This is a genomic window from Thiomonas sp. OC7, from assembly GCF_900634595.1.
Taxonomy (GTDB): Bacteria; Pseudomonadota; Gammaproteobacteria; order Burkholderiales; family Burkholderiaceae_C; genus Thiomonas; species Thiomonas arsenitoxydans.
In genome coordinates, this window is the sequence record NZ_LR131953.1 from 2,470,427 (window position 1) to 2,492,335 (window position 21,909).

At 64.1% G+C, this 21,909-nt stretch carries 30 protein-coding genes and 3 pseudogenes; 17 read left to right on the plus strand and 16 right to left on the minus strand.

Annotated features, from left to right (window positions below):
* Positions 1–28: 28 nt before the first annotated feature.
* Positions 29–901: a helix-turn-helix transcriptional regulator gene (locus BIO17B3_RS11815; RefSeq protein ID WP_232054274.1), complete on the minus strand. Its 873-nt coding sequence runs from the start codon at positions 899–901 to the stop codon at positions 29–31.
* Here BIO17B3_RS11815 and BIO17B3_RS11820 point away from each other — a divergent pair.
* The gene (locus BIO17B3_RS11820; RefSeq protein ID WP_156054209.1) at positions 900–2,240 is read left to right on the plus strand and encodes an MFS transporter; all 1,341 of its coding nucleotides are present in this window, start codon (positions 900–902) and stop codon (positions 2,238–2,240) included. The two genes, BIO17B3_RS11815 and BIO17B3_RS11820, sit on opposite strands and share 2 nt — an antisense overlap.
* Here the strand turns inward: BIO17B3_RS11820 and BIO17B3_RS11825 are convergent.
* Entirely contained in the window at positions 2,229–2,813 is a 585-nt protein-coding gene (locus tag BIO17B3_RS11825; RefSeq protein ID WP_156054210.1) for a TetR/AcrR family transcriptional regulator, read from the minus strand. The genes BIO17B3_RS11820 and BIO17B3_RS11825 overlap by 12 nt on opposite strands.
* 74 nt (positions 2,814–2,887) lie before the next feature.
* Between BIO17B3_RS11825 and BIO17B3_RS11830 the strand changes: the two genes are divergently transcribed.
* Entirely contained in the window at positions 2,888–3,238 is a 351-nt protein-coding gene (locus BIO17B3_RS11830; protein WP_156054211.1) for a darcynin family protein, read from the plus strand.
* 74 nt (positions 3,239–3,312) lie between these two features.
* On the opposite strand, the gene BIO17B3_RS11835 is transcribed toward BIO17B3_RS11830, so the two are convergent.
* Positions 3,313–3,699: a helix-turn-helix domain-containing protein gene (locus BIO17B3_RS11835; RefSeq protein WP_276730634.1), complete on the minus strand. Its 387-nt coding sequence runs from the start codon at positions 3,697–3,699 to the stop codon at positions 3,313–3,315.
* A gap of 119 nt (positions 3,700–3,818) precedes the next feature.
* On the opposite strand from BIO17B3_RS11835, the gene BIO17B3_RS11840 reads away from it, so the two are divergent.
* A complete protein-coding gene (locus BIO17B3_RS11840) occupies positions 3,819–4,835 on the plus strand; it encodes a zinc-binding alcohol dehydrogenase family protein (RefSeq protein WP_156054213.1) in 1,017 nt (338 codons plus the stop codon).
* 139 nt (positions 4,836–4,974) lie between these two features.
* On the opposite strand, the gene BIO17B3_RS11845 is transcribed toward BIO17B3_RS11840, so the two are convergent.
* Positions 4,975–5,850, minus strand: coding sequence for a LysR family transcriptional regulator (locus BIO17B3_RS11845; RefSeq protein ID WP_013123615.1), 876 nt, complete (start codon positions 5,848–5,850; stop codon positions 4,975–4,977).
* A 66-nt stretch (positions 5,851–5,916) separates the two neighbouring features.
* Between BIO17B3_RS11845 and BIO17B3_RS11850 the strand changes: the two genes are divergently transcribed.
* Positions 5,917–7,335: an MFS transporter gene (locus tag BIO17B3_RS11850; RefSeq protein WP_013123614.1), complete on the plus strand. Its 1,419-nt coding sequence runs from the start codon at positions 5,917–5,919 to the stop codon at positions 7,333–7,335.
* Between the two features lie 71 nt (positions 7,336–7,406).
* On the opposite strand, the pseudogene BIO17B3_RS11855 reads toward BIO17B3_RS11850, so the two are convergent.
* Positions 7,407–7,496 (minus strand): annotated as a pseudogene (locus tag BIO17B3_RS11855) (DUF1348 family protein); the annotation flags it as partial.
* Between the two features lie 2 nt (positions 7,497–7,498).
* Here BIO17B3_RS11855 and BIO17B3_RS11860 point away from each other — a divergent pair.
* Positions 7,499–7,732: pseudogene (locus BIO17B3_RS11860) on the plus strand (zinc-binding dehydrogenase); the annotation flags it as partial.
* On the opposite strand, the gene BIO17B3_RS11865 reads toward BIO17B3_RS11860, so the two are convergent.
* From BIO17B3_RS11865 to BIO17B3_RS11875, 3 genes are read right to left on the minus strand one after another with little or no spacing between them, the layout of a single operon-like run.
* Entirely contained in the window at positions 7,719–8,957 is a 1,239-nt protein-coding gene (locus BIO17B3_RS11865; protein ID WP_156054214.1) for an MFS transporter, read from the minus strand. The pseudogene BIO17B3_RS11860 and the gene BIO17B3_RS11865 sit on opposite strands and share 14 nt — an antisense overlap.
* Before the next feature lie 13 nt (positions 8,958–8,970).
* Positions 8,971–9,903, minus strand: coding sequence for a zinc-binding dehydrogenase (locus BIO17B3_RS11870; RefSeq protein ID WP_197737996.1), 933 nt, complete (start codon positions 9,901–9,903; stop codon positions 8,971–8,973).
* Between the two features lie 58 nt (positions 9,904–9,961).
* Positions 9,962–10,351 carry a carboxymuconolactone decarboxylase family protein gene (locus tag BIO17B3_RS11875; RefSeq protein WP_156054216.1) on the minus strand — a complete coding sequence of 130 codons (390 nt, stop codon included), beginning with the start codon at positions 10,349–10,351 and terminating at the stop codon, positions 9,962–9,964.
* Between the two features lie 85 nt (positions 10,352–10,436).
* Here BIO17B3_RS11875 and BIO17B3_RS11880 point away from each other — a divergent pair, with 85 nt between their 5' ends.
* Positions 10,437–11,342, plus strand: a complete 906-nt coding sequence (locus tag BIO17B3_RS11880; protein ID WP_156054217.1) for a LysR family transcriptional regulator — start codon at positions 10,437–10,439, stop codon at positions 11,340–11,342.
* 39 nt (positions 11,343–11,381) lie between these two features.
* On the opposite strand, the gene BIO17B3_RS11885 is transcribed toward BIO17B3_RS11880, so the two are convergent.
* Positions 11,382–11,753 carry a nucleoside 2-deoxyribosyltransferase gene (locus tag BIO17B3_RS11885; RefSeq protein ID WP_156054218.1) on the minus strand — a complete coding sequence of 124 codons (372 nt, stop codon included), beginning with the start codon at positions 11,751–11,753 and terminating at the stop codon, positions 11,382–11,384.
* A 44-nt stretch (positions 11,754–11,797) separates the two neighbouring features.
* A complete protein-coding gene (locus tag BIO17B3_RS11890) occupies positions 11,798–12,706 on the minus strand; it encodes a LysR family transcriptional regulator (protein ID WP_156054219.1) in 909 nt (302 codons plus the stop codon).
* 101 nt (positions 12,707–12,807) lie between these two features.
* On the opposite strand from BIO17B3_RS11890, the gene BIO17B3_RS11895 reads away from it, so the two are divergent.
* The gene (locus BIO17B3_RS11895) at positions 12,808–13,809 is read left to right on the plus strand and encodes an aldo/keto reductase (protein ID WP_112487947.1); all 1,002 of its coding nucleotides are present in this window, start codon (positions 12,808–12,810) and stop codon (positions 13,807–13,809) included.
* Between the two features lie 79 nt (positions 13,810–13,888).
* Positions 13,889–14,011: pseudogene (locus BIO17B3_RS11900) on the plus strand (MFS transporter); the annotation flags it as partial.
* 70 nt (positions 14,012–14,081) lie between these two features.
* Here the strand turns inward: BIO17B3_RS11900 and BIO17B3_RS11905 are convergent.
* From BIO17B3_RS11905 to BIO17B3_RS11925, 5 genes are all read right to left on the minus strand, one after another.
* Positions 14,082–14,354: a hypothetical protein gene (locus BIO17B3_RS11905; protein ID WP_156054220.1), complete on the minus strand. Its 273-nt coding sequence runs from the start codon at positions 14,352–14,354 to the stop codon at positions 14,082–14,084.
* Between the two features lie 15 nt (positions 14,355–14,369).
* Positions 14,370–14,582, minus strand: coding sequence for a hypothetical protein (locus BIO17B3_RS11910; protein WP_094159779.1), 213 nt, complete (start codon positions 14,580–14,582; stop codon positions 14,370–14,372).
* Positions 14,583–14,750: 168 nt separating this feature from the next.
* Positions 14,751–14,957 carry a hypothetical protein gene (locus BIO17B3_RS11915; protein WP_156054221.1) on the minus strand — a complete coding sequence of 69 codons (207 nt, stop codon included), beginning with the start codon at positions 14,955–14,957 and terminating at the stop codon, positions 14,751–14,753.
* On the minus strand, positions 14,954–15,382 hold the full coding sequence (locus tag BIO17B3_RS11920; RefSeq protein ID WP_112487951.1) for a single-stranded DNA-binding protein: 429 nt from the start codon (positions 15,380–15,382) through the stop codon (positions 14,954–14,956). The genes BIO17B3_RS11915 and BIO17B3_RS11920 overlap by 4 nt, the downstream gene beginning before the upstream one ends.
* Positions 15,383–15,496: 114 nt before the next feature.
* Positions 15,497–16,171, minus strand: coding sequence for a S24 family peptidase (locus BIO17B3_RS11925; RefSeq protein ID WP_112487952.1), 675 nt, complete (start codon positions 16,169–16,171; stop codon positions 15,497–15,499).
* A gap of 75 nt (positions 16,172–16,246) precedes the next feature.
* Between BIO17B3_RS11925 and BIO17B3_RS11930 the strand changes: the two genes are divergently transcribed.
* The 9 genes from BIO17B3_RS11930 (at position 16,247) to BIO17B3_RS11970 (ending at position 21,227) form a co-directional block, all read left to right on the plus strand.
* Positions 16,247–16,540, plus strand: coding sequence for a YdaS family helix-turn-helix protein (locus tag BIO17B3_RS11930; protein ID WP_112487953.1), 294 nt, complete (start codon positions 16,247–16,249; stop codon positions 16,538–16,540).
* Complete coding sequence (locus tag BIO17B3_RS11935; protein WP_112487954.1) at positions 16,533–16,742, plus strand: AlpA family transcriptional regulator; 210 nt, start codon at positions 16,533–16,535, stop codon at positions 16,740–16,742. The genes BIO17B3_RS11930 and BIO17B3_RS11935 overlap by 8 nt, the downstream gene beginning before the upstream one ends.
* Positions 16,739–17,968: a DUF1376 domain-containing protein gene (locus BIO17B3_RS11940; protein WP_112487955.1), complete on the plus strand. Its 1,230-nt coding sequence runs from the start codon at positions 16,739–16,741 to the stop codon at positions 17,966–17,968. The genes BIO17B3_RS11935 and BIO17B3_RS11940 overlap by 4 nt, the downstream gene beginning before the upstream one ends.
* 18 nt (positions 17,969–17,986) lie before the next feature.
* Positions 17,987–18,949: a ParB N-terminal domain-containing protein gene (locus tag BIO17B3_RS11945; RefSeq protein WP_112487956.1), complete on the plus strand. Its 963-nt coding sequence runs from the start codon at positions 17,987–17,989 to the stop codon at positions 18,947–18,949.
* A complete protein-coding gene (locus tag BIO17B3_RS11950; protein WP_146748662.1) occupies positions 18,942–19,505 on the plus strand; it encodes a hypothetical protein in 564 nt (187 codons plus the stop codon). Before BIO17B3_RS11945 ends, BIO17B3_RS11950 begins: the two co-directional genes overlap by 8 nt.
* Before the next feature lie 126 nt (positions 19,506–19,631).
* The gene (locus tag BIO17B3_RS11955; RefSeq protein WP_156054222.1) at positions 19,632–19,829 is read left to right on the plus strand and encodes a hypothetical protein; all 198 of its coding nucleotides are present in this window, start codon (positions 19,632–19,634) and stop codon (positions 19,827–19,829) included.
* A complete protein-coding gene (locus tag BIO17B3_RS11960; protein ID WP_158540986.1) occupies positions 19,804–20,604 on the plus strand; it encodes a nucleotidyl transferase AbiEii/AbiGii toxin family protein in 801 nt (266 codons plus the stop codon). The genes BIO17B3_RS11955 and BIO17B3_RS11960 overlap by 26 nt, the downstream gene beginning before the upstream one ends.
* A gap of 30 nt (positions 20,605–20,634) precedes the next feature.
* Positions 20,635–20,892: a hypothetical protein gene (locus BIO17B3_RS11965; protein WP_146748663.1), complete on the plus strand. Its 258-nt coding sequence runs from the start codon at positions 20,635–20,637 to the stop codon at positions 20,890–20,892.
* An 8-nt stretch (positions 20,893–20,900) separates the two neighbouring features.
* Positions 20,901–21,227, plus strand: coding sequence for a chorismate mutase (locus BIO17B3_RS11970; protein ID WP_232054275.1), 327 nt, complete (start codon positions 20,901–20,903; stop codon positions 21,225–21,227).
* Between the two features lies 1 nt (position 21,228).
* On the opposite strand, the gene BIO17B3_RS11975 is transcribed toward BIO17B3_RS11970, so the two are convergent.
* Complete coding sequence (locus BIO17B3_RS11975; RefSeq protein WP_112487962.1) at positions 21,229–21,795, minus strand: lytic transglycosylase domain-containing protein; 567 nt, start codon at positions 21,793–21,795, stop codon at positions 21,229–21,231.
* Between the last annotated feature and the right edge of the window lie 114 nt (positions 21,796–21,909).

Here is a 21,909-nt window from a genome sequence, read left to right on the forward strand (position 1 = left end):
GCCGTCGATGCGTGAGCGCCGGCGGCGGTCAGCGCGGTGACTCGGGTCGGGCGCCCGCTCGATGCGTCGACACGGATTCGGCGTCGCCTGGCCAGGTGATTCCAAGCCAGTCGCGCAACCCGCGCCCGCCTGTTTCCGTCACGCTCACCGCGCGGCTGTCGAGGTGATGCCGCACCCAGCCGAGTTCCAGGCATCGGCGATAGATCGCCACGCCAACGGGGCCGCTCAAATGATGGCGGCGCTCGCTCCAGTCGATGCAGGTCTTGCTCACCGGCTGGTGGCGCAGGGCGCGCGTGTCGAGGCCGAAGTCTTCCAGCAAGTGGATGCCACTGGGGCTGAAGCGGGCGAGGTCGTCTTCGATGTGCAGGCCGTCACGCGCGATCAGCGCATCGCAGATCGAAACCCCCAGTCGTCCGGCGAGGTGGCTGTAGCAGGTGCGCCCGGCCTGCAGCAGCGGATCGACGCGCGAGCTTGCCGCGCGCGCCGGGTTCTGCGCCGCCACCAGCATCAACGATTCCAGCAGCGCCGCCACCTGCGCCGAGGCCAGCCGGTAGTAGCGGTGGCGGCCCTGCTGCTTCGCCTCCAGCAGACCCGCCTCGCGCAGCGCGCCGAGATGCCCGCTGGCGGTGGCCGCGCTCACCCCGGCACAGGCCGCCAATTCGCCCGCAGGCAGCGCCCGGCCATCGCCCAACGCCAGCAGCATGCTGGCGCGCGCGGGTTCGCCCACCAGCGCGGCGATGCGGGCGATGTCGATGTCGTGGGTCATGGTGAGTTTCCGGTTTTGCGGCTTGCTGGAGCGCGATTGTGAGCGCAGCACGCAGCCCATGCTTCGGTCTGCGCCGAAGCGTGACGATGCACGCACCGCGACGATGACGGCATCGCCACTCGATTCCGATGCCATGACCAACGCCCATGCTGCACCCACCGATCGCCGCGTCATCCTGCTCATTCTCTGTCTCGCGGTGCTCATCGCCCAGGTGGATACCTCGGTGGTCAACCTCGCGGTGCATGCGATTGGCGTCGGCTTACATGCGCCGCTGCCCGCGCTGCAATGGGTGTTGGACGGCTACAACCTGAGCTACGCCGCGCTGCTGATGACCGGTGGCACCCTGGCCGATCTGCTCGGGCGGCGGCGCGTGCTGATGGCCGGTGCGGCGGTGTTCGTGCTGGGTTCCTTGCTCGCCGGCCTGGCGCCCAATATCACCGCGCTGATTGCCGGACGCGTGCTGGCGGGCATCGGCGCGGCCATGCTGCTGCCCGCCAGCCTGGCGCTGATCCGCGTGATCTGGGACGACCCGCACGAGCGCGCCCATGCCATCGGCGTGTGGGCCGGGACCAATGGCGCGGCGCTGGCCATCGGCCCGACGCTGGGCGGCTGGCTGATCCAGACGGTGGGCTGGCGCAGCGTGTTTCTGCTGATCGTGCCCATCGGCCTGGCGGTGCTGCTGTGGGCGCCGCGCGCCATCCCCGAGTCGCGCGATGCGCAGGGGCGGCGCGTCGATCTGCCGGGGCAGTTGTTCGGCGGCCTCGCGCTGGCCGCGCTGGCGGTGGCCGCCATCGTGCACCGTCTGCTGCTGCCCGCCGTGGCGGTGGCACTGCTGGCTGCGCTGTTGTTCGTGCGCGCCGAACGGCGTGCGGGAACGGGCGCGATGATTCCGCTGCCGCTGTTGCGCAACGCACGGCTGGCCGCGGTGAACGGCGTGGCCGCGGCGATGACCTTCGGTATGTACGGCGTGCTGTTCCTGCTGCCGCTGAACTGGCTGCGCGCAAACGTGCTCGACGCCACCGGCGCGGGACTGGCGCTGCTGCCGATGTCGCTGGCCTTCGTTGCGCTGTCGCACCGCTCCGGGCCGTGGAGCGTGCGTTACGGCATGCGGCGGCTGATGGTGGGCGGCATGGCGCTGATCGGCGCGGGCATCGCCGTGCTGGCGTGTTCACACGCGGGACAAAACCTGTGGCTGGCCGAAACCGGCCTGTTGCTCACCGGCGTGGGCATGGCGCTGAACACCGGCCCGGTGCTGGCCAGCGCCGTGGCGGCGGTGGAGCCCGCCCGCGCCGGCACCGCCTCGGCCATGATCAACACCGCACGCATGGTCGGCGCCACGCTGGGCGTGGGCGTGCTGGGCAGCGTGTTCGCGGCGGGCGGCAGTCCGCCCGCAGGCTTCACGCTGGCGATGGGTCTCGGCGTCGTCGTGGTGTTCGCGGGCGCGGTGCTGGCGTTGCGAAAGTCAGATAGGTAAGCCCAAGTATCCGAATACCGCGCGCGCCACCCGTTCCCTCAGAGCGTCTTGATCGGTTTCACCTGCGAGACCCGCTGCGTCGATCATGCCCTTGGCCATCGCCACCACGTCGCCTGCCTCGACATCAGTTCTGCCATATCGCTTCAACAAGCCCGCTACACGCGCCACGATGCTTCTCGCCAGATCGCTGGTCTCTTGGTTCATGGGAAGGATCGTTTCGACATACTCCAACACTCTTGCCAATCGCGCGCGTTGCAACTGGTGCTCCACGGCGACACGAACGAGTGCATGCAGATCGTCCGCCAATGACGCCCCAGGGTTGGATGACAAGTGCGCGATGGCCCGCAGCAACTGCTCGCGTTCTCGGCGCAGGAGTTCCGCCAGGATGGATTCCTTCCCTGGGTAGTACTGATACAGCGAACCGATGCTGACTCCAGCTCGCATGGCCACCGCATTGGTCGTCAAGGCATCGAGTCCAGCGCTCTCCAGAATGCGAGCAGCGGCCTCCACGATGGCATCGACCATCGCCTTGGAACGATGCTGTGCCGGGCGTTTACGCGGGGTGAGTGACATGGGCAGGAAGCGAGTAGCCAATGGGAGCGTCTGATCGCATGATTTCCCCTGTCGATTCACTCAGGAGAACATCGATGACCAAACCTCAGACCTATTCTTTTTTCATGCTGCTCAAAGCCACCCGACCTTGGCTGGACAAGGCACCGCCCGAACGATTTGCCTACGTCAAGGACATTGTGAATCCGATTCTCGAGGCCCATCCCGCAGTTTCCATGCGATTCTTCGACTCGGAGTCTTACTCTGCGAAGGTGTCGGATGTGGCGCTCTGGGAGACGCCCGATCTGGTGGCGTATCAACAGGTGATCAGGAAGCTGCGCGATACCCTGTTCTGGAATTACTACTTCGAAGTACTAGACATTATTCCGGCCGTCGAGGAAGGATATGCGGCTTACTACGACATGGCGCCGTTGACGGCCCGGCAGTGAATTCAATGGCCAGCGGGCGGCATGCGTTTCGATGCCGCCTCTTGTCTGCCGTTTCTCTGTCATTTCTGTCAGCTTCACGGGCTCTCCAAACCGACCCTTGCGACCGGAAGAGGGGAGCCAACCCGGCCGTAATCGGCCATCTCGATATGTGCCTCCCCCCACGCCTTCAGCGCCGCCATCACCGGTTGCAGGCTGCGGCCGCGCGCGGTGAGGCTGTATTCGACCTTGGGCGGCACCTGCGCATACACCTTGCGCGCGATCAGGCCGTCGGTCTCCAGCTCGCGCAACTGGTTGGTCAGCATGCGCTGGGTGACGTTGGGCAGACGGCGGCGCAGCTCATTGAAGCGCAGCGTGCCGTCCAGCAAGTGGTGCAGCACCACGCCCTTCCACTTGCCGTCGATCAGGCTAAGCGTGGCTTCCACCACGCAGCCAGGGCTGCAATCCAGGCGGCGATGGCGCATGCGCGGCATACAGTATCCTTTTCAACACTATGTGCACAATATGTGCGTACTTGTTCAACAGCATGGTAAGCACTACGGTTCTCCTGCGCAATTCGCCGCATTCAAACCAGGAGAAACCCATGCGTGCCATCGGCTATCAAACCCCGCTGCCCATCGACGCTGCCACGTCGCTCGTCGACATCGAACTGCACGGCCTCCAGCCGAGCGGCCACGATGTGCTGGTGGCCGTCGAAGCCATTTCAGTGAACCCCGTCGACGTGAAAGTGCGCGCCAGCAGCGCACCACCCGCGGGCGAGTGGAAGGTGCTGGGCTGGGACGCCGCGGGCACCGTGCTGGCCACCGGCCCCGAGGCCACGCGCTTGCGCCCCGGCGACCGCGTGTACTACGCGGGCGACATCACCCGGCCCGGCACCTACGCCGCGCTGCATTGCGTGGACGAACGCCTCGTCGGCCACATGCCCGCCAGCCTCGACTTCGCCCAAGCCGCGGCGCTGCCGCTGACCGCCATCACCGCGTGGGAGGCGCTGTTCGACCGGCTGGACGTGCGTCGCCCCGTGCCCGGCGCCGCGTCCGCGCTGCTCATCATCGGCGGCGCGGGCGGGGTGGGCTCCATCGCCACGCAACTTGCGCGGCAACTGACCGGACTCACCGTCATCGCCACCGCCTCGCGTCCCGAAACGCGCGACTGGGTGCAGCGCATGGGCGCCCATCACATCCTCGATCACAGCCAGCCGCTGGCACCGCAGCTGCAGGCCCTCGGCCTGGGCGCACCCGCCTTCGTGTTCAGCACCACGCAAACCGCGCGGCACCTGGCCGACATCGCCGAACTGATCGCGCCGCAAGGCCGCTTCGCGCTGATCGACGACCCCAAGCAGCTCGACATCATGGCGTTCAAGCGCAAGAGCGTGTCCGTCCACTGGGAGTTCATGTTCACCCGCTCGATGTTCGCCACCGCGGACTTGGCTGAGCAGGGCCGCCTGCTCGACGAGGTGGCGCGGCGGGTGGATGCAGGCCAGCTCAAGACCACGCTCAACACCCGCCTCGGCCCGATCGACGCCGCCACCCTCAAGCGCGCGCACGCGCTGGTGGAGACGGGCAGCAGCATCGGCAAGGTGGTGGTGGAGGGCTGGGAGTGATCGCAACAGCGTGACGGGGCCTGGGTGAAGAGTTGCCGCAACGCAAGGCGAACGCGTTGGACGCACAGCGCGATCAGATGTCGCGAGTCGAAGACCGCCCATGGTCGTCATGCCGAAGTCGATGTGTGGCCCGCCTCGATCAACGTTGGCCCGGCTCAAGCTCGGGGCTGCTCTGAAAAGCTTCACCCAGGTAACCCATGACTGCCCGCACGGTCTCCGAACGCCTGAGATCCCGGTGAGTGACCAGCCAGATGTCGCGCGAGAAAGGAGCGCCCGATTCATCGAGTCTGACCAATTGCTTGTCGGCATCACCAAGAAAGCAAGGCAAGCCTGCGACACCAGCGCCTGCGCGAGCTGCGATGAAATGGCCACTGATGTCGCTCAGCTCGCAACTCACGGGACGTTGCCCGGCGATGTTTAGCAGCCATTTCTGCTGGGGCATGTCAGCAAATTGCTCGTCGTAGGCGATGAAGGTCCAGTGGCTGGGATCGTGCAAGGCCGGGTAATGGTGGCTGGCATACAGCGCGAACCGCATGCGGCCGATACGGCGGACGACATTACTGGATTCCTTCGGGCGTATCAGCCGCAATGCCACATCTGCTTCCCGGCGGCTCAGTGACACTTGGCGCGCTTCAGCAGTGACGGAAAGTTGGATGCCTGGATAAGTCGTCTGGAAATCCGCCATGCGGGTTGCCAGAAAATGCGTAGCCAACACGGGCGGCGCGCTGAGCGTGACCTTGCCACTCAAGGGTGCTTGAGTCGCACGGGTATGCCGTTCGATGGCGAAGGCAGTGCTTTCCATGGCCTTGGCCTGCTCAAAAACCTGAATGCCGACCGGCGTCAGGCGACAGGCACGCGGCAGACGCTCGACCAAGACGACTTGCAATTCGTCCTCCAGTGCCACCAGCCGCCGGCTGACAGTGGCGTGGTCCACCCGAAGTGACCGCGCCGCGCCAGACAGTGTTCCAGCGTTGCCCACGGCAAGGAAATGGCGCAGATTCTCCCAATCGAACATATGTGCGTTTTCTCAAGTTTGAGTTGCAATTTTAGAGAATTTACGCACAGATTGTCGAGGCCTAGCATGCCTCTTGTTCAAGGCTTCGGATGGCTAAAAATGTCTTCTTCGTCTTCCCCACGTGGCACGCTGATTGCGGCTGCGCTTGGCTTCGTCGTGGTGTTGTTGGATGTCAGCGCAGTGAATGTGGCGCTTGGTGCATTGCACCGTGATTTCGCTACCGCCGTGGCGGGGCTGCAATGGGTGGTGAATGCTTACACGTTGGTATTTGCCGCACTGTTGTTGACCAGTGGCTCGCTTGGAGATCGTTTGGGGTCGCGGAGGGTCTTCCTGTGCGGCTTCACACTGTTCACGCTGGCATCGGCTGCCTGTAGCGTCGCCATCAACTTGCCGATGCTGGTCGTTGCCCGGCTGGTCGAAGGTCTTGGAGCGTCGCTGCTGGTTCCCAATTCGCTAGCCATACTCAAGCGCGCCTTTCCGGACAAGCTGCAGCGCAGCCGCGCCGTGGGCTGGTGGGGTGCTATCGGCGGCATATCCCTGGCAGCCGGGCCGGTGCTGGGTGGCTTGCTGGTCACGCATTGGGGTTGGCGCAGCATCTTTCTCATCAATCTTCCGATCGGACTTGTGGGTGGCTACCTCACGCTTCAGTACGTCGCTGCCGACGGCTCGCGCCACCCGCGCCACCATGACGATGGCCTGGATTGGCCTGGACAGCTCGTTGCTATCCTTTCATTAGCTGCATTCACGGCTGCGCTCACGGAAGCGGGACAGCTGGGTTGGGGTAGTGTCTGGGTACAGGGCGGTTTGTTGCTCGCGGTAGTTGCTGCCGCGGGATTCATCTGGATTGAATCGCGTAGCCGTTCGCCGATGCTGCCGCTTGGGCTATTTCGTGTGTCCGCCTTCACAATCGCGACGATCTCGGGTGTCATCGTTAATTTTTCCTACTACGGGCTGATCTTCATTTTCAGCCTGTTCTTCCAGATCGAGCAACAGCTTTCACCGCAGCAGACTGGAATGGCATTTCTGCCCATGACGATTGTGCTGATGGGGGTCAACGTACTTGCCGGACGCCTCATTAGCCGGATGGGCGCGAAGCGGCTAATGGTTCTGGGCTTGCTCATTGCTGCATCGGGATACCTGTTGCTTCTACCTGTTCGCGTCGATGGAGCCTATGGTTGGCTGGTGGTGCCGATGCTCATAGCGTCCAGCGGCATTGCCTTGATGGTCCCGACTATGACCAACGTCACGCTATCTTCGGTGGATGATTCGCGAGCGGGTATCGCATCGGGTGTCCTCAATTCCGCACGCCAAGTGGGCGGACTCCTCGGTGTTGCTGTTTTTGGCTATCTGGTACGCAATACCGGACAGCGGGCTTTTATGCAGGGTATGCATTGGTCGCTCGGCATGGCAGTCATACTGCTGTTGGCGGGAAGCGCCATGTGCTGGCTAAGGTTTGGCACAGATACAGAGAAGCAATTGAGCTGAAAATGAGGCTAATCGGGCATGGAGCTTCGCCACCTCCGACAGCCCATGCACCCGCGCCGTTAACGGTTCCCACGCGCCCACTTGCGTTCGAGAAAACGCTGCACTTCCGCACGATCGGCCGGAAATTCAGCGCGATTGCGCCAGCGCGTGTCTTCCGTGTACTTGGGAGTTCATGTTCACCCGCTCGATGTTCGCCACCGCGGACTTGGCTGAGCAGGGTCGCCTGCTCGACGAGGTGGCACGGCTCGTGGATGCAGGCCAGCTCAAAACCACGCTCAACACCCGCCTCGGCCCGATCGACGCCGTCACCCTCAAGCGCGCGCACGCGCTGGTGGAGACGGGCAGCAGCATCGGCAAGGTCGTGGTGGAGGGCTGGGAGTCGATCAGATCGAAGTGATGGAATCAAACGACCTGGCGTACTCCACCACCAAACCTAGCCCCGCAAACAGGGCACCGCACAGCACCACGGCCAGCCAGCCGCCCACGTCCCAGGCCAGACTGGCGATCAACGAACCGACGGCGCCGCCACCAAAATACGCGCTCATGTACACCGCATTGATGCGGCTGCGGGCTTCACCAGGCAAGGCGTGAATCGTGGCGAGATTGGCGATGTGCGCGCCTTGGCAGCCTGCATCGATGGCGAGGCAGCCGATGATCAGCCCCCAGACACCCTGCATGGCGAACGCTGCCGCCCCCCATGAAAGCAGCATCGTCACCAGTGCCGCCAGCCGCACCCGGCGCGCACCGCCCGGGCGATCGGACCAGCGCCCCGCGAATGCGGCGGAGGACGCCCCGGCGATGCCCAGCAAACCGAACGCGCCGACTACCGCCGGGCCATAGCCATAGGCCGGGCCTTGCAATACAGGGGTCAGCCCGACCCAGAACACGCTGAAACTGCCGAAGAACAGCGCGCCCGTCAACGCCGCGAAACGCAGTTCGCGATGCCGGACGAACTGACCCAGCGTCGAGGTCATCAGCGCGACATATCCCTGCGTTTCTTCCACCTGCGCGGGCAGCCGTGGCAGCACGCGCCACAGCATCATCCACGTCGCGGCGCTTGAGGCGGCACCGAAGGCGAACGCCCACCGCCAGTTCGCCCACTGTGCAATACCGCCTGCAATCACCCGTCCACCGAGAATGCCGATCATCAGTCCGCTCATCACAATGCCAATCGCTTTGCCGCGCGAAGGAGTCGGCGTGACATGCGCCACCAACGGAATGATCTGCTGAATGATCGAGGACAACAGCCCGACGGCCAACATCGCGAAGGCCAGCCAGAGCACGGAAGGTGCGGCAGCGGCGGCCAGCAAGGCCAAAGGCAGCAGCGCGCCCAGACCCAAAATGAGACGATGCCGGGCATGCCGGTCGCCCAAGGGACCCAGGAACAGCAAACCACCGGCGTATCCGATCTGCACCGCCGACGGCACCACGCCGACCTCCGCGATGCTTGCATGAAACGTCGCCGCGAACTGCTGCAACAAGGGCTGCGCGTAGTAAAGATTGGCGACCGTGACCGCACAGGCCAGGGCCATGAACAGGGCGAAGCGCTTCGACGGCCCGCTACTGGAGTCTGGGTCAGAAGCTGAAAGAGACGTGATCGCGGCTTCCTCAAGTTGCTGCATGAAAACTGCCCGGTCAGTGTTCGACCCTGAGGACGACGTTGCCGCGCACCCGTCGGCCGAGCAGCGTCTCGATCGCCACGGGCGTTTCCCGCCAATCCACGGTGAGCCCTACCTCGATGTGGAGGCGCTGTTGCGCCACCAAGCGGACAAGGGATTCGAGATCGACTCCGACAGGGCTAGGGTCGTCGAGGTAGTAGAACTTGCGCAGCGTGGCACTCATCCCGCCCTTCCAGTTGAAGAAGTCCAGGGTCGCGGGTGAGCGGCTGGCCTGACCGAACCAGACCAGACGGCCGTCTGCCACAAGGTGTTCCCACGCGGCAGCAAGCGCAGCGCCGCCGGTGGACTCCAGCGCAATATCGAAGAGTCCAGTTACTTCTTCGATCGAGGGAATTGTCTCGACAGCGCCGAGTTCTCGCAGTCGATGTCCACGTTCATCATTCGCTGCGATGGTGGTGACACGCGCCCCCTGCGCCGCCGCCAGTTGCACGAAGGCATGGCCGACGCCACCGGAGGCCCCGGTGAGCAACACTCGGCGCGCGGCCAGTGGGCCGGTCGCGCGCGTCAGGCGAAGCGCCGTCAGGCCTGCGAGCGGAATGGCTGCGGCCGTCACATCGTCAAGTCCATCGGGCAGAGCCACCACACGATCCGCCTTGACCGCCACCCACTCCGCCCACCCTGCTTGATCGGGATGCGCCACTACGCGCTGCCCAAGCTCGAAGCCCTGTACGTCGCTGCCGACCGCAGCGACGCGACCCGACACATCCTTCCCCGGCCGCCAACTTGGTGTCGGTGCTTCGAGGAGAAACGTTTCGCCGCGGTTGACCGAGTAGGCAGCGACGCGGATCAGCACCTCATCGGCAGCGAGTTCAGGTTTTGCTACCTCCGTGAGGCGGATGTGCGCGGTGGCGCCGGGGTCTGGGACCCAGGCTTTCATCATCTCGGTCATGGGGACCTCCAAGTCAGGTAAGTGATCGCGATTCATCGGAACGGTCTGCAAACGCCGCTCAGGATTTCCCACCCAATTGGGCGCGCTCGGCCAGCACCTCCTTCAAAGCCGCCATGCCGTTGAGCGCCGCGGGAAATCCGGCATACACGGCCATCTGGATCAGCACCTCGATCACTTCCTCGCGGCTGCAGCCGACGTTGAGCGCCCCATGCAGATGCACCTTGAGTTGCGGCTGCGCGGTGCCGAGCGCGGCGACGGTGGCGATCTCGCGCTCCTTCAAGCTGAGAACGCCCCTTGCATACACATCACCGAAGCCGAACTCAATGACGTAGCGCGCCAGATCGGGCGCGACCTCCTGCAGGGAGGTGATGACGCGCTCGCCGGCTACGCCGTCGATGGTCTTGAGCAGATTCCAGCCACGCTGGTAGCGTTCAGAGAATTCAGGCATGCCATGCACTCCGTTGTGAGATGACGGTCATTGTGGCGCTGCGCGCTATGCTCGTGAAGACAAAACGACGCAAGGTGGTTTTGCAATGATGGAAAACCTGAACTGGGATGATGTGCGCCTGTTGCTGCTGGTGGCGCGCACGCGCAGCCTGTCGGCGGCGGCGGTGCAGCTCGGCGTGAGTCCCTCCACGGTGGGGCGGCGCATCGCGCTGCTGGAACGTGCGCTGAGCGTGACGCTGTTCGTGCGCCACGCCAGCGGCTACAGACTGACGGAGGACGGCACCTCACTGCTGGAAGACGCCCGGCGCGTCGAAGATGCCATGGTGCAACTGCAAGGCCGGGCGGCGGATGCAGGCAGCACTCCCCGAGGGCATGTGCGCCTGGCGACCAACGAGGCGCTGGCGAATCTGCTGATCCTGCCGCGCTGGGCGGCGCTTGCGCCACGTTATCCGGATCTCGTGTTGGAACTGGTGACCGGGGCGGCGATCCAGGATCTGTATCGGCGCGACGCCGATCTGGCGCTGAGGCTGGTGCGGCCCGAGGTCGGCGGCCTCACCGTGCGCAAGCTGGGGGTGCAGGCGTATGCGGTGTACGCCGCCAAGGGGCTGGCGCCGCAGACCCGCAAGCCCGGCAAGGCGGGGCTCGGCAAACTGCCCTGGATCGGCTGGGATGCCTCCATCCAGCACCTGGTGCAGGCGCGCTGGCAGCGCGAGCAGTTTCCCGAAGCGCGCATCGCGCTGACGGCGAACAGCCTGTTCACCCAGCTGCACGCAGCGGAACAGGGCCTGGGGCTGGCCGTGCTCCCGTGCTACATCGCGGATACCCATCCGCAGCTCAGGCGCTGCCTATCGCCAACGCAATGCGTATCGCAGGACATCTGGCTGGTGATTCAGCAAGGCCTGCGCGACGCGCCGCGAGTGCGCGTCATCGCGGACATGATGGCGGCCGTGGTCAGTGACCACCGAAAAAACCTCGAAGGCCGTCCGACGTGAGTGGCCGGAGATTCAACGATGCCGTTCGCAAGCCGTCGTTCAGTCGTGAGATTCAGGCACTCCATTCGCCCTCAGTTCAACCCCCAATAACTCCGCCAGACGATCGATCGCATGCCATGGCGTTGGCATCACGGCAAAACTGCAAGCCAACATCAGATTGACAGGCAGGCCGAAGTCCTCGACCAGACCACCATCGGTCTTGTCGCGCACCCGGCCATCGGCATCACGCCAGACTCTGCGCAGCACGGCGGATCGTTCTCGGGTGTTCCAGTGGTCACCGATCCAGGCGGCCACGGGCTTGCCGATGGCCAAGGCGAAAGCCGCATCAAACACAGACCCGCTATCCGGTTCCACACCGCGGAACGGGCTGAGATTCGCCAGCACCCCGTCGCAATCGCGCAGCAGACGCAACCAAAGGTCAGATCACGGCGCAGTTGGGGTTGTGCAGACCATGCCTAGCGCGTCGCTCCCGAGCCGGCGTAGTACGCATTGCACCAGTCAATGAAGGCTCGGAGCACCGTCGAGACATGCCTTCTGCTCGGGTAGTACAAGTGAAAGCTCGGGATGAAGGGGCACCAATCGTCCAGGGAGCGGACCAGTTGTCCGCTATCTAGAAGCGATTTGGCCGTTGATTCATGGACATAGGCGTAGCCGATGCCTCCGGCCGCCGCCTTCACCATCATGTCGTCGTCGTCGAGCACGAGCGGCCCTGCCACGCGAACTGCGATCTTCTCTCCGTCCTTTTCGAACTCCCAGGCGTAGTGCAAGCCGCTCGGGAAACGGCGCCCAATGCATGCGCGCTGTTTCAGATCTTCTGGGTGCCTAATGGGTCCTGTTTTGCTGACATAAGCGGGAGACGCCACCAGGACCAGGCGCTGAGCGGGGCCAATAGGTACTGCCACCATGTCGAGAGCGACACTCTCACCGAACCGAACACCGGCATCGAAGCCCGTTTGGACGATGTCGATGATGCCGTCGTCTGTTATGAGTTCGATTACGGTCTCGGGATGGTCTCGTAGGAAGCCGTCCATGATCGGCGCCAGGAGCACCCTTCCGGCTGGCCGGGGGACGTTAAGCCTCAAGGTGCCCTTGAGCGAGGAGCCGAAGGAATGGGCCTGATCGAGGGCTTCAGAGATTCCCGCGAGCATGGGCTCGATGCGAGACAGCAGCTGGGAGCCCGCGTCAGTGAGCACCACGCTTCTCGTTGTGCGGTTCAGCAATCGGACCCCTAAGCGCTCCTCCAAGCTGCGCATCGTGTGGCTCAGGCTGGATGCGGTCACGTTGCGTTCGTCCGCCGCCTTTCGAAAGCTACGAAGTCGGGCGATGGCGGCGAAGCAGGCAAGTTCGTTGAAGTCGGCGTGCATGGATTGATGAATCACCCTCACTGAGTCGTCAAGTGTATGCACATTGTCGCAGTGCACAAAACTGCCTAAATTGCGCTCATCGACAACAAACGGAGGTCGTCATGAATCAACGTCAGCTGGGAAACAGTGGGCTCACAGTCTCGGCGCTGGGCCTGGGCTGCATGGGCATGAGCTTCGCATACGGCGGCGCGCTGGATGATGACTCGATCCGCGCAGTTCACCGGGCTTTCGAGCTCGGCGTCACCTTCTTCGACACGGCAGAGGTCTACGGTCCATTCACGAACGAAGAGCTGCTCGGCAAGGCCATTAAAGGACTTCCTCGCGATCGCATCCAGATCGCGACCAAGTTCGGATTCAAGATCTTGCCGCATGGTAACGGGTTGGAGCGCATGGTCGGGGTCGACAGCCGGCCGAGCCACGTCCGCGAAGTGGTCGAGCAGTCCCTCAAGCGCCTGGACATCGATGCCATCGATTTGCTCTATCAGCACCGGGTAGATCCTGCGATCCCTATCGAAGACGTCGTTGGAGCCATGGCAGACCTTGTAGCCGCGGGCAAGGTACGTCATCTCGGACTGTGCGAGGTATCGACTGCCACCCTCCGCGCCGCCCATGCTGTTCATCCGATCTCGGCCGTTCAGAGCGAGTACTCCCTCTGGAGCCGGGAGCCCGAGCGCGGTGTCCTTGGGGTCTGCCGGCAGCTCGGAATCGGCTTCGTCCCGTACAGCCCGCTCGGACGAGGTTTCCTCACGGGCAAGCTGACGTCCGCTGATCAGTTGGCCGCGTCGGATTTCCGCAAGTCTCTCCCGCGGTTCCAGGCGGAGGCGCTCGCTCGGAATCTGCGTGTCTTCGAACTGTTCGGCGAGGTGGCCAGGGCTAAGGGGTGCACTCCCGCACAACTCGCGTTGGCGTGGCTCTTGGCTCAAGGCGACTTCATCGTGCCGATACCGGGCGCCAGAACGCTCGAGCACATAGAAGACAACGCGGGAGCCGCCGCTCTGCAACTGTCCGCCTCCGAGATCCGCGCGGTCGAGTCCGCACTGGATCTGCAGGCGATCAGCGGTGCTCGCTACAACGAAGGAGACCTCGCGCTGGTCGAGGGCTGAGCCCCCCCACGAACGTCCGATTCGATTTGATCCAACTTCAGGAGAGGTCGTGAGCAAAGAATCATCGAGCAAGAACAGAATGCCGATTGCCATCTGGGCCCTCGCGGCCGGCGCATTCGGCATCGGGACGACAGAGTTCGTCGTCATGGGGCTCCTCCAAGAGGTCGCGCGAGACTTTGGGATTTCCATCAGCACGGCAGGCTACACGTCGTAGATCAAACCTTGTCCCCTTGAGCTGACGACCATGAGTCCGATGTCCCTCTGCCCCACGCCTACTCCACCTCCTCACCGAGCGCCATCACCGCGCCCAGGTTCGCGACCGCCGAAATGCAGGCATCCCGATGCGGCAGATGGCCCCAGCGCAAAGAGACCAGCGCCGCACGGGCTGGGTGCAGCGCGACCGCGCTTTGGCCGTTGTTGCGCATGGCATCCTGCGCCTTGTCGAGGCAGCGGATCGCCGCCTCGATGTCAGCAGGACTAGGGTGCAGGCCGATGCGCGCGAACGCAATGAGCTGTTGCGGGCATTCAAGCCATTCCTTGAGCATGGTGTGGCCTCCTGTTCAATCTGCGACGCGCTGGTTGCGCGCGGCCCTGCGACGACGCTTGATTTCCCAGGCCAGCCGCTTGTAAACGGCCCACAAGAGCTTGGCCGTCGCCCACAGCAGAGGAGACAGAAAAAGCAGCTTGATTCCGAGCGGTGCGCGCATGAACAGGTCCGCGAACCACACGAGGGCCAAGAGGGCGACGATGAACGTCATGCCGACGTATTGCATGTCGAATACTCCTTCATCAGAAATCGCCCTGGCTGGCCTTGCACCAAGCATTTTCTGCACCGTTCTGCTTCGGATGGGCAAGCAACCAGGCCTCATCGTGGCTCCTGGCAGCGCTGGGTCCCGCGGCAGTTGAAGGGCCGGTGGATGAGGACACATCGCGGTAGCGTGTCACTGCCGTACCTCCGCGGTCGAACGCCCCGCCACTGGCAACGGCATAGCGCCCTGAGCAATCCGCTCCGCACGAGTGAGCAGGCCCTGCGCGTAACCGCGTCGGTAGGCTTCGCGCCGCCAGAGCGCCGGATTCGGGTCGCGCCCGGCGAACCCATCGCGGTCACCGACAAAGGCATCGTTCACGGGGTAGCGTTTGAACATCATGACGCGCGCCCCGACGGATCGTCCAGCACAGGCCATTCCAGCCCGCCTGTCGCAGTCGCAGCAGCAGCGGCTGCTTCGGCAGGCTTGTCCTTCTCCCGTCGGGTCAGCAACAGCAACTCATCGGCAACGACCTCGGTTGTATGCCGTTCCGTCCCATCTTTGTCGGCCCATTTGCGCGTGCGCAACTGGCCCTCGACATAAGCCTGTGTGCCTTTGGACAAAAAGTCCGCCGCAATCTCGGCCAGTCGCCCGAATAGCACGACGCGCGACCATTCGGTGTCTTCACGTCGCTCGCCGCCCTTGTCTTTCCAGGTGCGTGAGGTCGCAAGCGCGAGCGTGGCGACGGCCACGCCGTCTGCGGTATAACGCACCTCGGGGTCGCGGCCGAGGTGACCGATCAGTTGCACCTTGTTGAGAGAGGCCATGCTTCACTCCATCGAGGGGATGGAACGAATAGTACGTAATGCCTAACATCCAGTAAATAGGTATTCCCTATTGTTTTACAGATTGAACCAGGGCGCTCACTGGGCCGCCGACGCTCAGATTGGCTTGCCGAGCCATGCCCAGATCACGCGGCCGTGAACGTGCAAGCTGGACGTTTCTTCGGGAGAGATCTCCCAGCCCTTGTAGAGACCATTGTCCGAGTTGACGGACAGGGACTTCGGCATGCGCTGGATGCGTTTGATAAAGGTTTCGTCGCCGAAGGTGAAGAGGTAGACGCCGTCACGATCGATGGTTTCCACCGATCGATCAATGACGACGATGTCGCCGTCATTGATCGTGGGCTCCATCGAGTCGCCTGCGACCGTGACCAGTGCAAGCGAAGCCAGCGCCACGCCTGAGTTGCGCAGGATGCGGGCCACGATGTCTTGACAGACCTGCACAGCGCCGACGCGCAACTGGGCTTCCAGGTAGCGCCCCGGTCCCGCGGCCGCCTTCAGGTCGTACTGAGGCAGGGTGACCATCCCATCGACGATGCGCAGGGAGGGGTTGTATCCCCACTCTTCGCGCACCCCCCAGTGTTCCGGCCCGACGACGTCTGAGAAATATTGAAACAGGGCGCCGAGGCGAGACTTGGCCACGCGACCATGGTGGATCCAGTCCTGTACAGACGGCGGCTTGATCTCCATGGCGCGCGCCAGGGTGACCTTCGACACGCCCTTTTTCAGTCGCGCCGCCTCAATCGCAGCACCTAGTTCTTTGCCTGTAAGCATTGCCTTATTTGAACGCAAAGCGAAAAATAAGGCAATGCACTTTCATAAAATAATGCAATACCTTATACTGACCTGATGAGAACCAACACCCGCCTGTCCGAAGCGACCTCAGCCCATGGCGGTCTGTCCGCTTGTGCACGCATGATCGGCGTGAGGCCCCCCACCCTGCATCAATGGATCAAGGGGCTGCGTCCGGTACCCCCGCGGCGATGCTATGCAATCGAGTCCGCGCTGGCGGTTCGCCGTTGGGATCTCCGACCCAACGACTGGCATCTGATCTGGCCGGAACTGGTGCGCGCACCGGGTGCGCCGGCCGTGACCGAATCCACGCCCGGCGCCGGGCCACCGCGAGAGGACAGCCGTGAATGAACCCCTGAGACTACTCGTGACTGCGGAGGAAGCGGCCCGCATGCTTTCGATGGGCCGATCGACCTTCTGGCGTAACGTCAGCGCAGGGGTCTTGCCGCAGCCCGTGCGCATCGGCGGCCTCACCCGCTGGCGGGTCGCCGATCTGGTGCAGGTGGTGGATCCGGGGGCACAAACGATGGCGGAGCAGGGGAGGGCGGCATGACGCAGGTCTCTCCCAGCCGTGACATCAGCCCCGCCCCTCTCACCCCACCCACCTGCGACCTGCGCGCCATGCCTCACATGCCGCTGGACGTGACGCGAGTGCTCAACTCCGACTTCATCGCCCAGACCGACTGCCCCGCCTTCAAGGTCGGCATGACGCTGATGATGACGAGCTGGCAGCAGGTGCCCGCGGCCAGTCTGCCCTCGGACGACAAATCCTTGGCCTGGCTGGCCCACGTCACCCCGCAGCGCTGGCGCAAGATCAAAGAGCAGGCGCTGCGCGGATGGATGTTGTGCAGCGACGGCCGTCTGTATCACCCCGTCATCGCCGAGTTCGCACTGGACGCCTTTGACAAAGTGCGAGACCGGCTCGACGACAGCGCCCCAGCCCGGCGCATCAGCAGCAGCGCCGAGCGCATGCGCCGCCTGCGCGCCCGGCAGAAAGCCGAGCGTGACGCCGACTCAGCAGCGTCACATGTGACGCCCGAAGTGACGCCGCGTGACGTCACCAGTGACGGAAGTGACGCGTCACCTGTGACGCCCCCTCCCAACACCCCACCCCCTAAAGAAGAAGAGAAAGAGAAAGGGAGTGACGCACGTAACGCGTCACCTGTGATGCCGACCGTGACGCAGCCAGTGACGCCCATCACCGCGTCACAGCCCCAGCGTCACCTGCCCATCCTTCAATCCATGCCTGCGGCTGCAGTCGCTGACGCGCCTTCGCCGCCCCCCATCTCTCAGACACAAGACACGACCCCCAACCCGGCGCCGATGGACGGCAAGGCCAAAGGCAAACACCCGCTGCTCACCCTTGCAGAAAAACACCTCGCCGAGCAACTCTGGCAGCACTACAGCGAGGCCTTCCAGTCCCGCTACGACGCCCCGCCGCTGCGCGACGGAAAGGTGAACTACCAGCTCGCCAGCCTCACCCGCAGCCTGGGTCAGCAAGCCCCGGCCGTCGCTGCTCACTACCTCCAGAGCAACCACGACTGGTACGTCCGCAAGGGACACGACCTCGGCACCCTGCTGGCCGACGCCAGCAAGGTGAGAGCCGACTGGATGGCCGCCAGCAAACGCGCCGCCCAGCTCGACGCCGTGCGCGCCCGCAACCACCAGCCTCCGCAAACCGCCACCCCGCCCAAGGAGTCCCCACCCGCCCCGGAAACCATCCGAGCCCAGCTCGCCGCCCTGCAAGACAAATTCACCCGCCGCGCCGCCAGCGCCTGATCCTCTCAACCCTTCCCCATGATGCAAGCGACCGCCATGACCTCCACCACAGCCCTTCCCCTGGACTTCGGCACCCCCGGCGCCGACCCGCAGCAACTGCGCGCCGTTCCTCTGGACGCCGTGCAGACCGAGAGCGATTTCCCCGTGCGTCGCCTCGATGCCGACACCCTCGACGATTTGGCGAAAAGCCTGGAAATCGTCGGCCAGCTTCAACCCATCGGCGTGCGCGCCGCAGGGAAGAACTGGTCGCTGATCTACGGTGAACGACGTGTGCGCGCCGCCCGCCTGCTGGGCTGGCGCACCCTGCTGGCGCGGGTGTTCTCGCCCATCGGCGCCGCGCCCGTGGTGCTGCGCGCCACCGAGAACATGCACCGGCAGGAGTTCAGTCTGGAAGATGCCGCCGACACGGTGCTGCGTCTGGTCTCCGCCGGCATGACGCCGCCGAGTATCGCCAAGGCACTCGCCCGGCGCGAGGCCTGGGTGAGCGGCATGCTGTCCTTCGCCCGCAACCCCCTGGCGCGCGAACTGGCCAGCTTGGGGCGCTTGCAGTCGGTCTCCGCCTGGGAGTCCTTCGCCGCGCTCGACCCGACCGAGCAGGGCACCGTGCTGGACTCCAGCGACACCATCACCGTGGCCCGCTGCGACGAAGTCCGTCAGGCGTCGCGGCAGAAGGAGGCGCGCCGACAACGGCAACTGGCGCCCGCCGCATCAGAAGCTTCACCCTCAGCAGCGCACACGGAGTGTGAAGCGGCACAAGCCTGCGCGGCGGCTTCCGCGCAAGCCTGCGCATCCGCCGAACAGGACATCGATTGGCAAGAAGAAAACCCGCCGTCGGACAATGCCATCACGCTCACCCTGCGGCAGGATCAAAAGCAAGCCCTGCAGCGCATCATGGCCGACGAGAATCGCGATCTGGACGACATCCTGCAGGAAGCGGTCGATGTCTATCTCACCCATCGGCAGGGAGCAGGCCATGAATGAATCGCAGATGACGACAACACAGGCCGCCCAGGCGCTGTTCACGAGCCTGCTCGATGAACAGGTCCATCTGTTTACAGGAGTCAGCACCCTGAGCATGGACGATGTGCGCCAGAGCCTGTACCTCTTCTGTCTGGAGCACGCCGCAGGCCTGGATGCCTTCAATCCCCTGCTGGGCACCCCCAAGAACTACATCATGGGCCGCATGTGGGGCTTGGTCGAGCGCTGGCGGCCGATGTCCTCGCTCGATGACATCCTGACCGATGACCACGACCCACCCATCCGCCAGAGGCTGCCCGATGCGATGCAGGCACCGGGGGTGGAGACCGCGCTCATCGCCCGCGCGCAGCGCCAGGCCGAAGAGCAGATCCGGGATGACCTCGAACTCGCCAGCCGCAAATCCCTGCACGGCCTGCCGACCACAGTCGCGCTGGTCACTCACTGCGACCGACCCCTCAGCGAAGTCGCCCGGCGGTGCGGCAAGAACAGGTGGCGGCTGCGCAAGGTGGTGCGTCAGAACCGCAGCGGCTTGGAACAAGACTCACGCGCCGCAGGATAATGGGGCCGGAGGCATTGCAAGGGTATGGCACAGACTCGACAGAAACCCACCGAAAGCCCTGCCGCGTTCCGCAGAAAATACCCGGCGCTCGTATGGTCCAACCCGCAGGCGCCGGACGAGGTGTGGATGCGCCAGGTGCTGATTCATCCTGGATTCGACCTGTTTTTGGACGCCCTGATCGCGTTCGGACTCGATCCGTTGGAAAGGCAATGGGCCATCCTGCTGGCCGCGCAAGACCCGGGCGCGCTGCGTGCGCGCAAGATCACTAATGACCTGCTCCAAAATGCCCGAGACGCCCATGCTCACCTCCGCGCTGAGACCTGACACGGCAGCGCTTTGGCAGGCGCTGCAACACCCTGAGGTGGCGCCGTTGCTGCGAGGGTTTGTCTTGGTCGGCGGCTCTGCCCTGACGCTGCGCATCGGCCACAGAGTCAGCGAAGACCTTGATCTGGCCTACTCCGAAGGGAAACTTCCGGTGGTGCGCATCCCAAGGCTGATGGATGCACTCGCCCGCCACGGCATCGACTGCGTGCGCCAGCACGATCTTGCTGCTGAAGAAGAATTTTTCGAATCCGGCCTTGACCTTGCCGATTACCAGCAGAACTTCGTCGCGCAATGCAGCGTCAAGTTGACATTGGTCAGTCTGGATCAATCCGCCAGGACGCTGATCGGTGGGGATGCAGCGTCGCCCCTGCGGGTTGCCACCCTCGATGAGATTTTCAAGACCAAAGCGCTGGTCTGCGCAGATCGATCGAAGACGCGGGACTGGTACGACCTGCACACCCTGATGACCGAGGAAGGCTACACCATCGCCGATCTGCACAACGCCTTTGTCGAGTCTGGCCAGCCTTCGAAATACGACATCGCAAAATCGCGGATGACATCAGGGCGACCGGAGGCTTCCGATGAAGGCTATTTGCAGCTCGCAGGCCGCAGCAAGCCCACACTCGATGTCATGCGGGACTATTTCGAGGCAGGTTTTCGGGAGTTCGAGGTCGCAAGCATGTCGGGCGCGCTACGCCTGGAGCGCGAAGCCGATCAACGGTGTGTGCCAAAGCCTCGTATCGCATCCAGGCGCAAGCGCGACATCGCACGCTGACCGCGCGGGCGGCGCAGGATAATGCGGATCATGAAAACCGTCGGCCACCGGAACCCCCACCCCATCACCCTGCACGCCAGAGCCGGAGCGCTGGAGGAGTTCGGGCGTTTCAACGACGCCGTTCACAGCCTCGGCCGCACACGCATCCTTCTTCCCAAGGGAGTGTTCAGGCTGTCCCATGAGGAAGCCGACAGGCAGAAGACCGAGGGCATCGCCCGCGGCATGGCTTTGTTGGCAGCGGATCGCGATCAAGGCGCATCTGGCGCCACCCGACAAGGCCAGAAGTGATGCAGAGGATGTTGCAGACCTTGCGCTCAGAGATCGACGCCATCGACGAGCAGCTCATTGAGTTTCTCGCCAGACGCTTCACGGTCACCCGGCAGGTCGGACAACTCAAGGCGCATCATGCGCTGCCCGCGGTGGACACCGAGCGCGAATCTGCCCAGCAGTTGCGCTATGAGCAACTCGCGCGGGCAAATGGCCTCGACCCGGCTCTGGTCACGGGTCTGTTTCGTGACATCATCGCAGCAGTGGTGCGTCAGCACGGTGAAGCCATCACCCCAGAACGCCCCGGATCAAGCCAGCCGCCGCGCGGCCGGAAAGATCACGGCAACGAGCGGTGAATCACCACTTCGCGGCCAGCCCATCACCCTTGGGCGCCAGCGGGCTCGCCTGCGGCGTCCAGGTGACGACAGGCCGCACCGGCGGCAGCGCGGCGCCGACAGTGGCCCATGACGCGATCTGCCCGCCCGGAATGGCTGGCACGACGACGCCTGCTTTTCCGAAAACCTTTTCCCCATAAGCCATTCCCACTGGGCTGCTGAGCTTGCCGGTGTTGTACGCCGACAAAGTGGAGCGCAGATCGCCAGAGCGCGACCAACCTTCCAACAGAACCGTCTGCGCAGCGCTCAGATTCATGCAGGGATCGAGAATCTGATCGACGCCCAGCCCCAGACTGGGCAGATTCCTGCTGTTGATCTGCGCTAGGCCGATGTCCACCGAGTGCCCCTGGGCGATCAACTCCCTCGCCAGCCGTGCGACCTCGGCCACTGTTGCCGGCGCATAGCTCTTGCCGCTGGTGTTGTCGTGCAGGGCCAGCGGATTGCCGCCGCTTTCCTGCTGCACGATGGCGGCCAGGGTCACCGGCGCGACCTGTGGTGCGCATTGCTCCATCAAGGCGATAGCGCTCATTGGGTGGAAGGTGAAGAAACGACAGATTGCGGCGCAGGGGTGGTCGCTCGCTGATCGGGGGCCGAAGGCGAACCCGGCGTGCGAGCTTCCCCGCCGCCGCAGCCGGACAAGGCC

Coding starts and splice junctions, on each gene's coding strand:
- BIO17B3_RS11965 (WP_146748663.1), top strand. CDS start 20,635: ATGAAAACCGTCGGCCACCGGAACCCCCACCCCATCACCCTGCACGCC.
- BIO17B3_RS11955 (WP_156054222.1), top strand. CDS start 19,632: ATGCGCCAGGTGCTGATTCATCCTGGATTCGACCTGTTTTTGGACGCC.
- BIO17B3_RS11880 (WP_156054217.1), top strand. CDS start 10,437: ATGATGGAAAACCTGAACTGGGATGATGTGCGCCTGTTGCTGCTGGTG.
- BIO17B3_RS11910 (WP_094159779.1), bottom strand. CDS start 14,582: ATGCAATACGTCGGCATGACGTTCATCGTCGCCCTCTTGGCCCTCGTG.
- BIO17B3_RS11870 (WP_197737996.1), bottom strand. CDS start 9,903: ATGACCGAGATGATGAAAGCCTGGGTCCCAGACCCCGGCGCCACCGCG.
- BIO17B3_RS11920 (WP_112487951.1), bottom strand. CDS start 15,382: ATGGCCTCTCTCAACAAGGTGCAACTGATCGGTCACCTCGGCCGCGAC.
- BIO17B3_RS11940 (WP_112487955.1), top strand. CDS start 16,739: ATGACGCAGGTCTCTCCCAGCCGTGACATCAGCCCCGCCCCTCTCACC.
- BIO17B3_RS11960 (WP_158540986.1), top strand. CDS start 19,804: ATGCTCACCTCCGCGCTGAGACCTGACACGGCAGCGCTTTGGCAGGCG.
- BIO17B3_RS11925 (WP_112487952.1), bottom strand. CDS start 16,171: ATGCTTACAGGCAAAGAACTAGGTGCTGCGATTGAGGCGGCGCGACTG.
- BIO17B3_RS11840 (WP_156054213.1), top strand. CDS start 3,819: ATGCGTGCCATCGGCTATCAAACCCCGCTGCCCATCGACGCTGCCACG.
- BIO17B3_RS11975 (WP_112487962.1), bottom strand. CDS start 21,795: ATGAGCGCTATCGCCTTGATGGAGCAATGCGCACCACAGGTCGCGCCG.
- BIO17B3_RS11905 (WP_156054220.1), bottom strand. CDS start 14,354: ATGCTCAAGGAATGGCTTGAATGCCCGCAACAGCTCATTGCGTTCGCG.
- BIO17B3_RS11945 (WP_112487956.1), top strand. CDS start 17,987: ATGATGCAAGCGACCGCCATGACCTCCACCACAGCCCTTCCCCTGGAC.
- BIO17B3_RS11970 (WP_232054275.1), top strand. CDS start 20,901: ATGTTGCAGACCTTGCGCTCAGAGATCGACGCCATCGACGAGCAGCTC.
- BIO17B3_RS11825 (WP_156054210.1), bottom strand. CDS start 2,813: ATGTCACTCACCCCGCGTAAACGCCCGGCACAGCATCGTTCCAAGGCG.
- BIO17B3_RS11865 (WP_156054214.1), bottom strand. CDS start 8,957: ATGCAGCAACTTGAGGAAGCCGCGATCACGTCTCTTTCAGCTTCTGAC.
- BIO17B3_RS11950 (WP_146748662.1), top strand. CDS start 18,942: ATGAATGAATCGCAGATGACGACAACACAGGCCGCCCAGGCGCTGTTC.
- BIO17B3_RS11895 (WP_112487947.1), top strand. CDS start 12,808: ATGAATCAACGTCAGCTGGGAAACAGTGGGCTCACAGTCTCGGCGCTG.
- BIO17B3_RS11820 (WP_156054209.1), top strand. CDS start 900: ATGACCAACGCCCATGCTGCACCCACCGATCGCCGCGTCATCCTGCTC.
- BIO17B3_RS11915 (WP_156054221.1), bottom strand. CDS start 14,957: ATGATGTTCAAACGCTACCCCGTGAACGATGCCTTTGTCGGTGACCGC.
- BIO17B3_RS11875 (WP_156054216.1), bottom strand. CDS start 10,351: ATGCCTGAATTCTCTGAACGCTACCAGCGTGGCTGGAATCTGCTCAAG.
- BIO17B3_RS11815 (WP_232054274.1), bottom strand. CDS start 901: ATGGCATCGGAATCGAGTGGCGATGCCGTCATCGTCGCGGTGCGTGCA.
- BIO17B3_RS11835 (WP_276730634.1), bottom strand. CDS start 3,699: ATGCGCCATCGCCGCCTGGATTGCAGCCCTGGCTGCGTGGTGGAAGCC.
- BIO17B3_RS11930 (WP_112487953.1), top strand. CDS start 16,247: ATGAGAACCAACACCCGCCTGTCCGAAGCGACCTCAGCCCATGGCGGT.
- BIO17B3_RS11830 (WP_156054211.1), top strand. CDS start 2,888: ATGACCAAACCTCAGACCTATTCTTTTTTCATGCTGCTCAAAGCCACC.
- BIO17B3_RS11845 (WP_013123615.1), bottom strand. CDS start 5,850: ATGTTCGATTGGGAGAATCTGCGCCATTTCCTTGCCGTGGGCAACGCT.
- BIO17B3_RS11850 (WP_013123614.1), top strand. CDS start 5,917: ATGCCTCTTGTTCAAGGCTTCGGATGGCTAAAAATGTCTTCTTCGTCT.
- BIO17B3_RS11890 (WP_156054219.1), bottom strand. CDS start 12,706: ATGCACGCCGACTTCAACGAACTTGCCTGCTTCGCCGCCATCGCCCGA.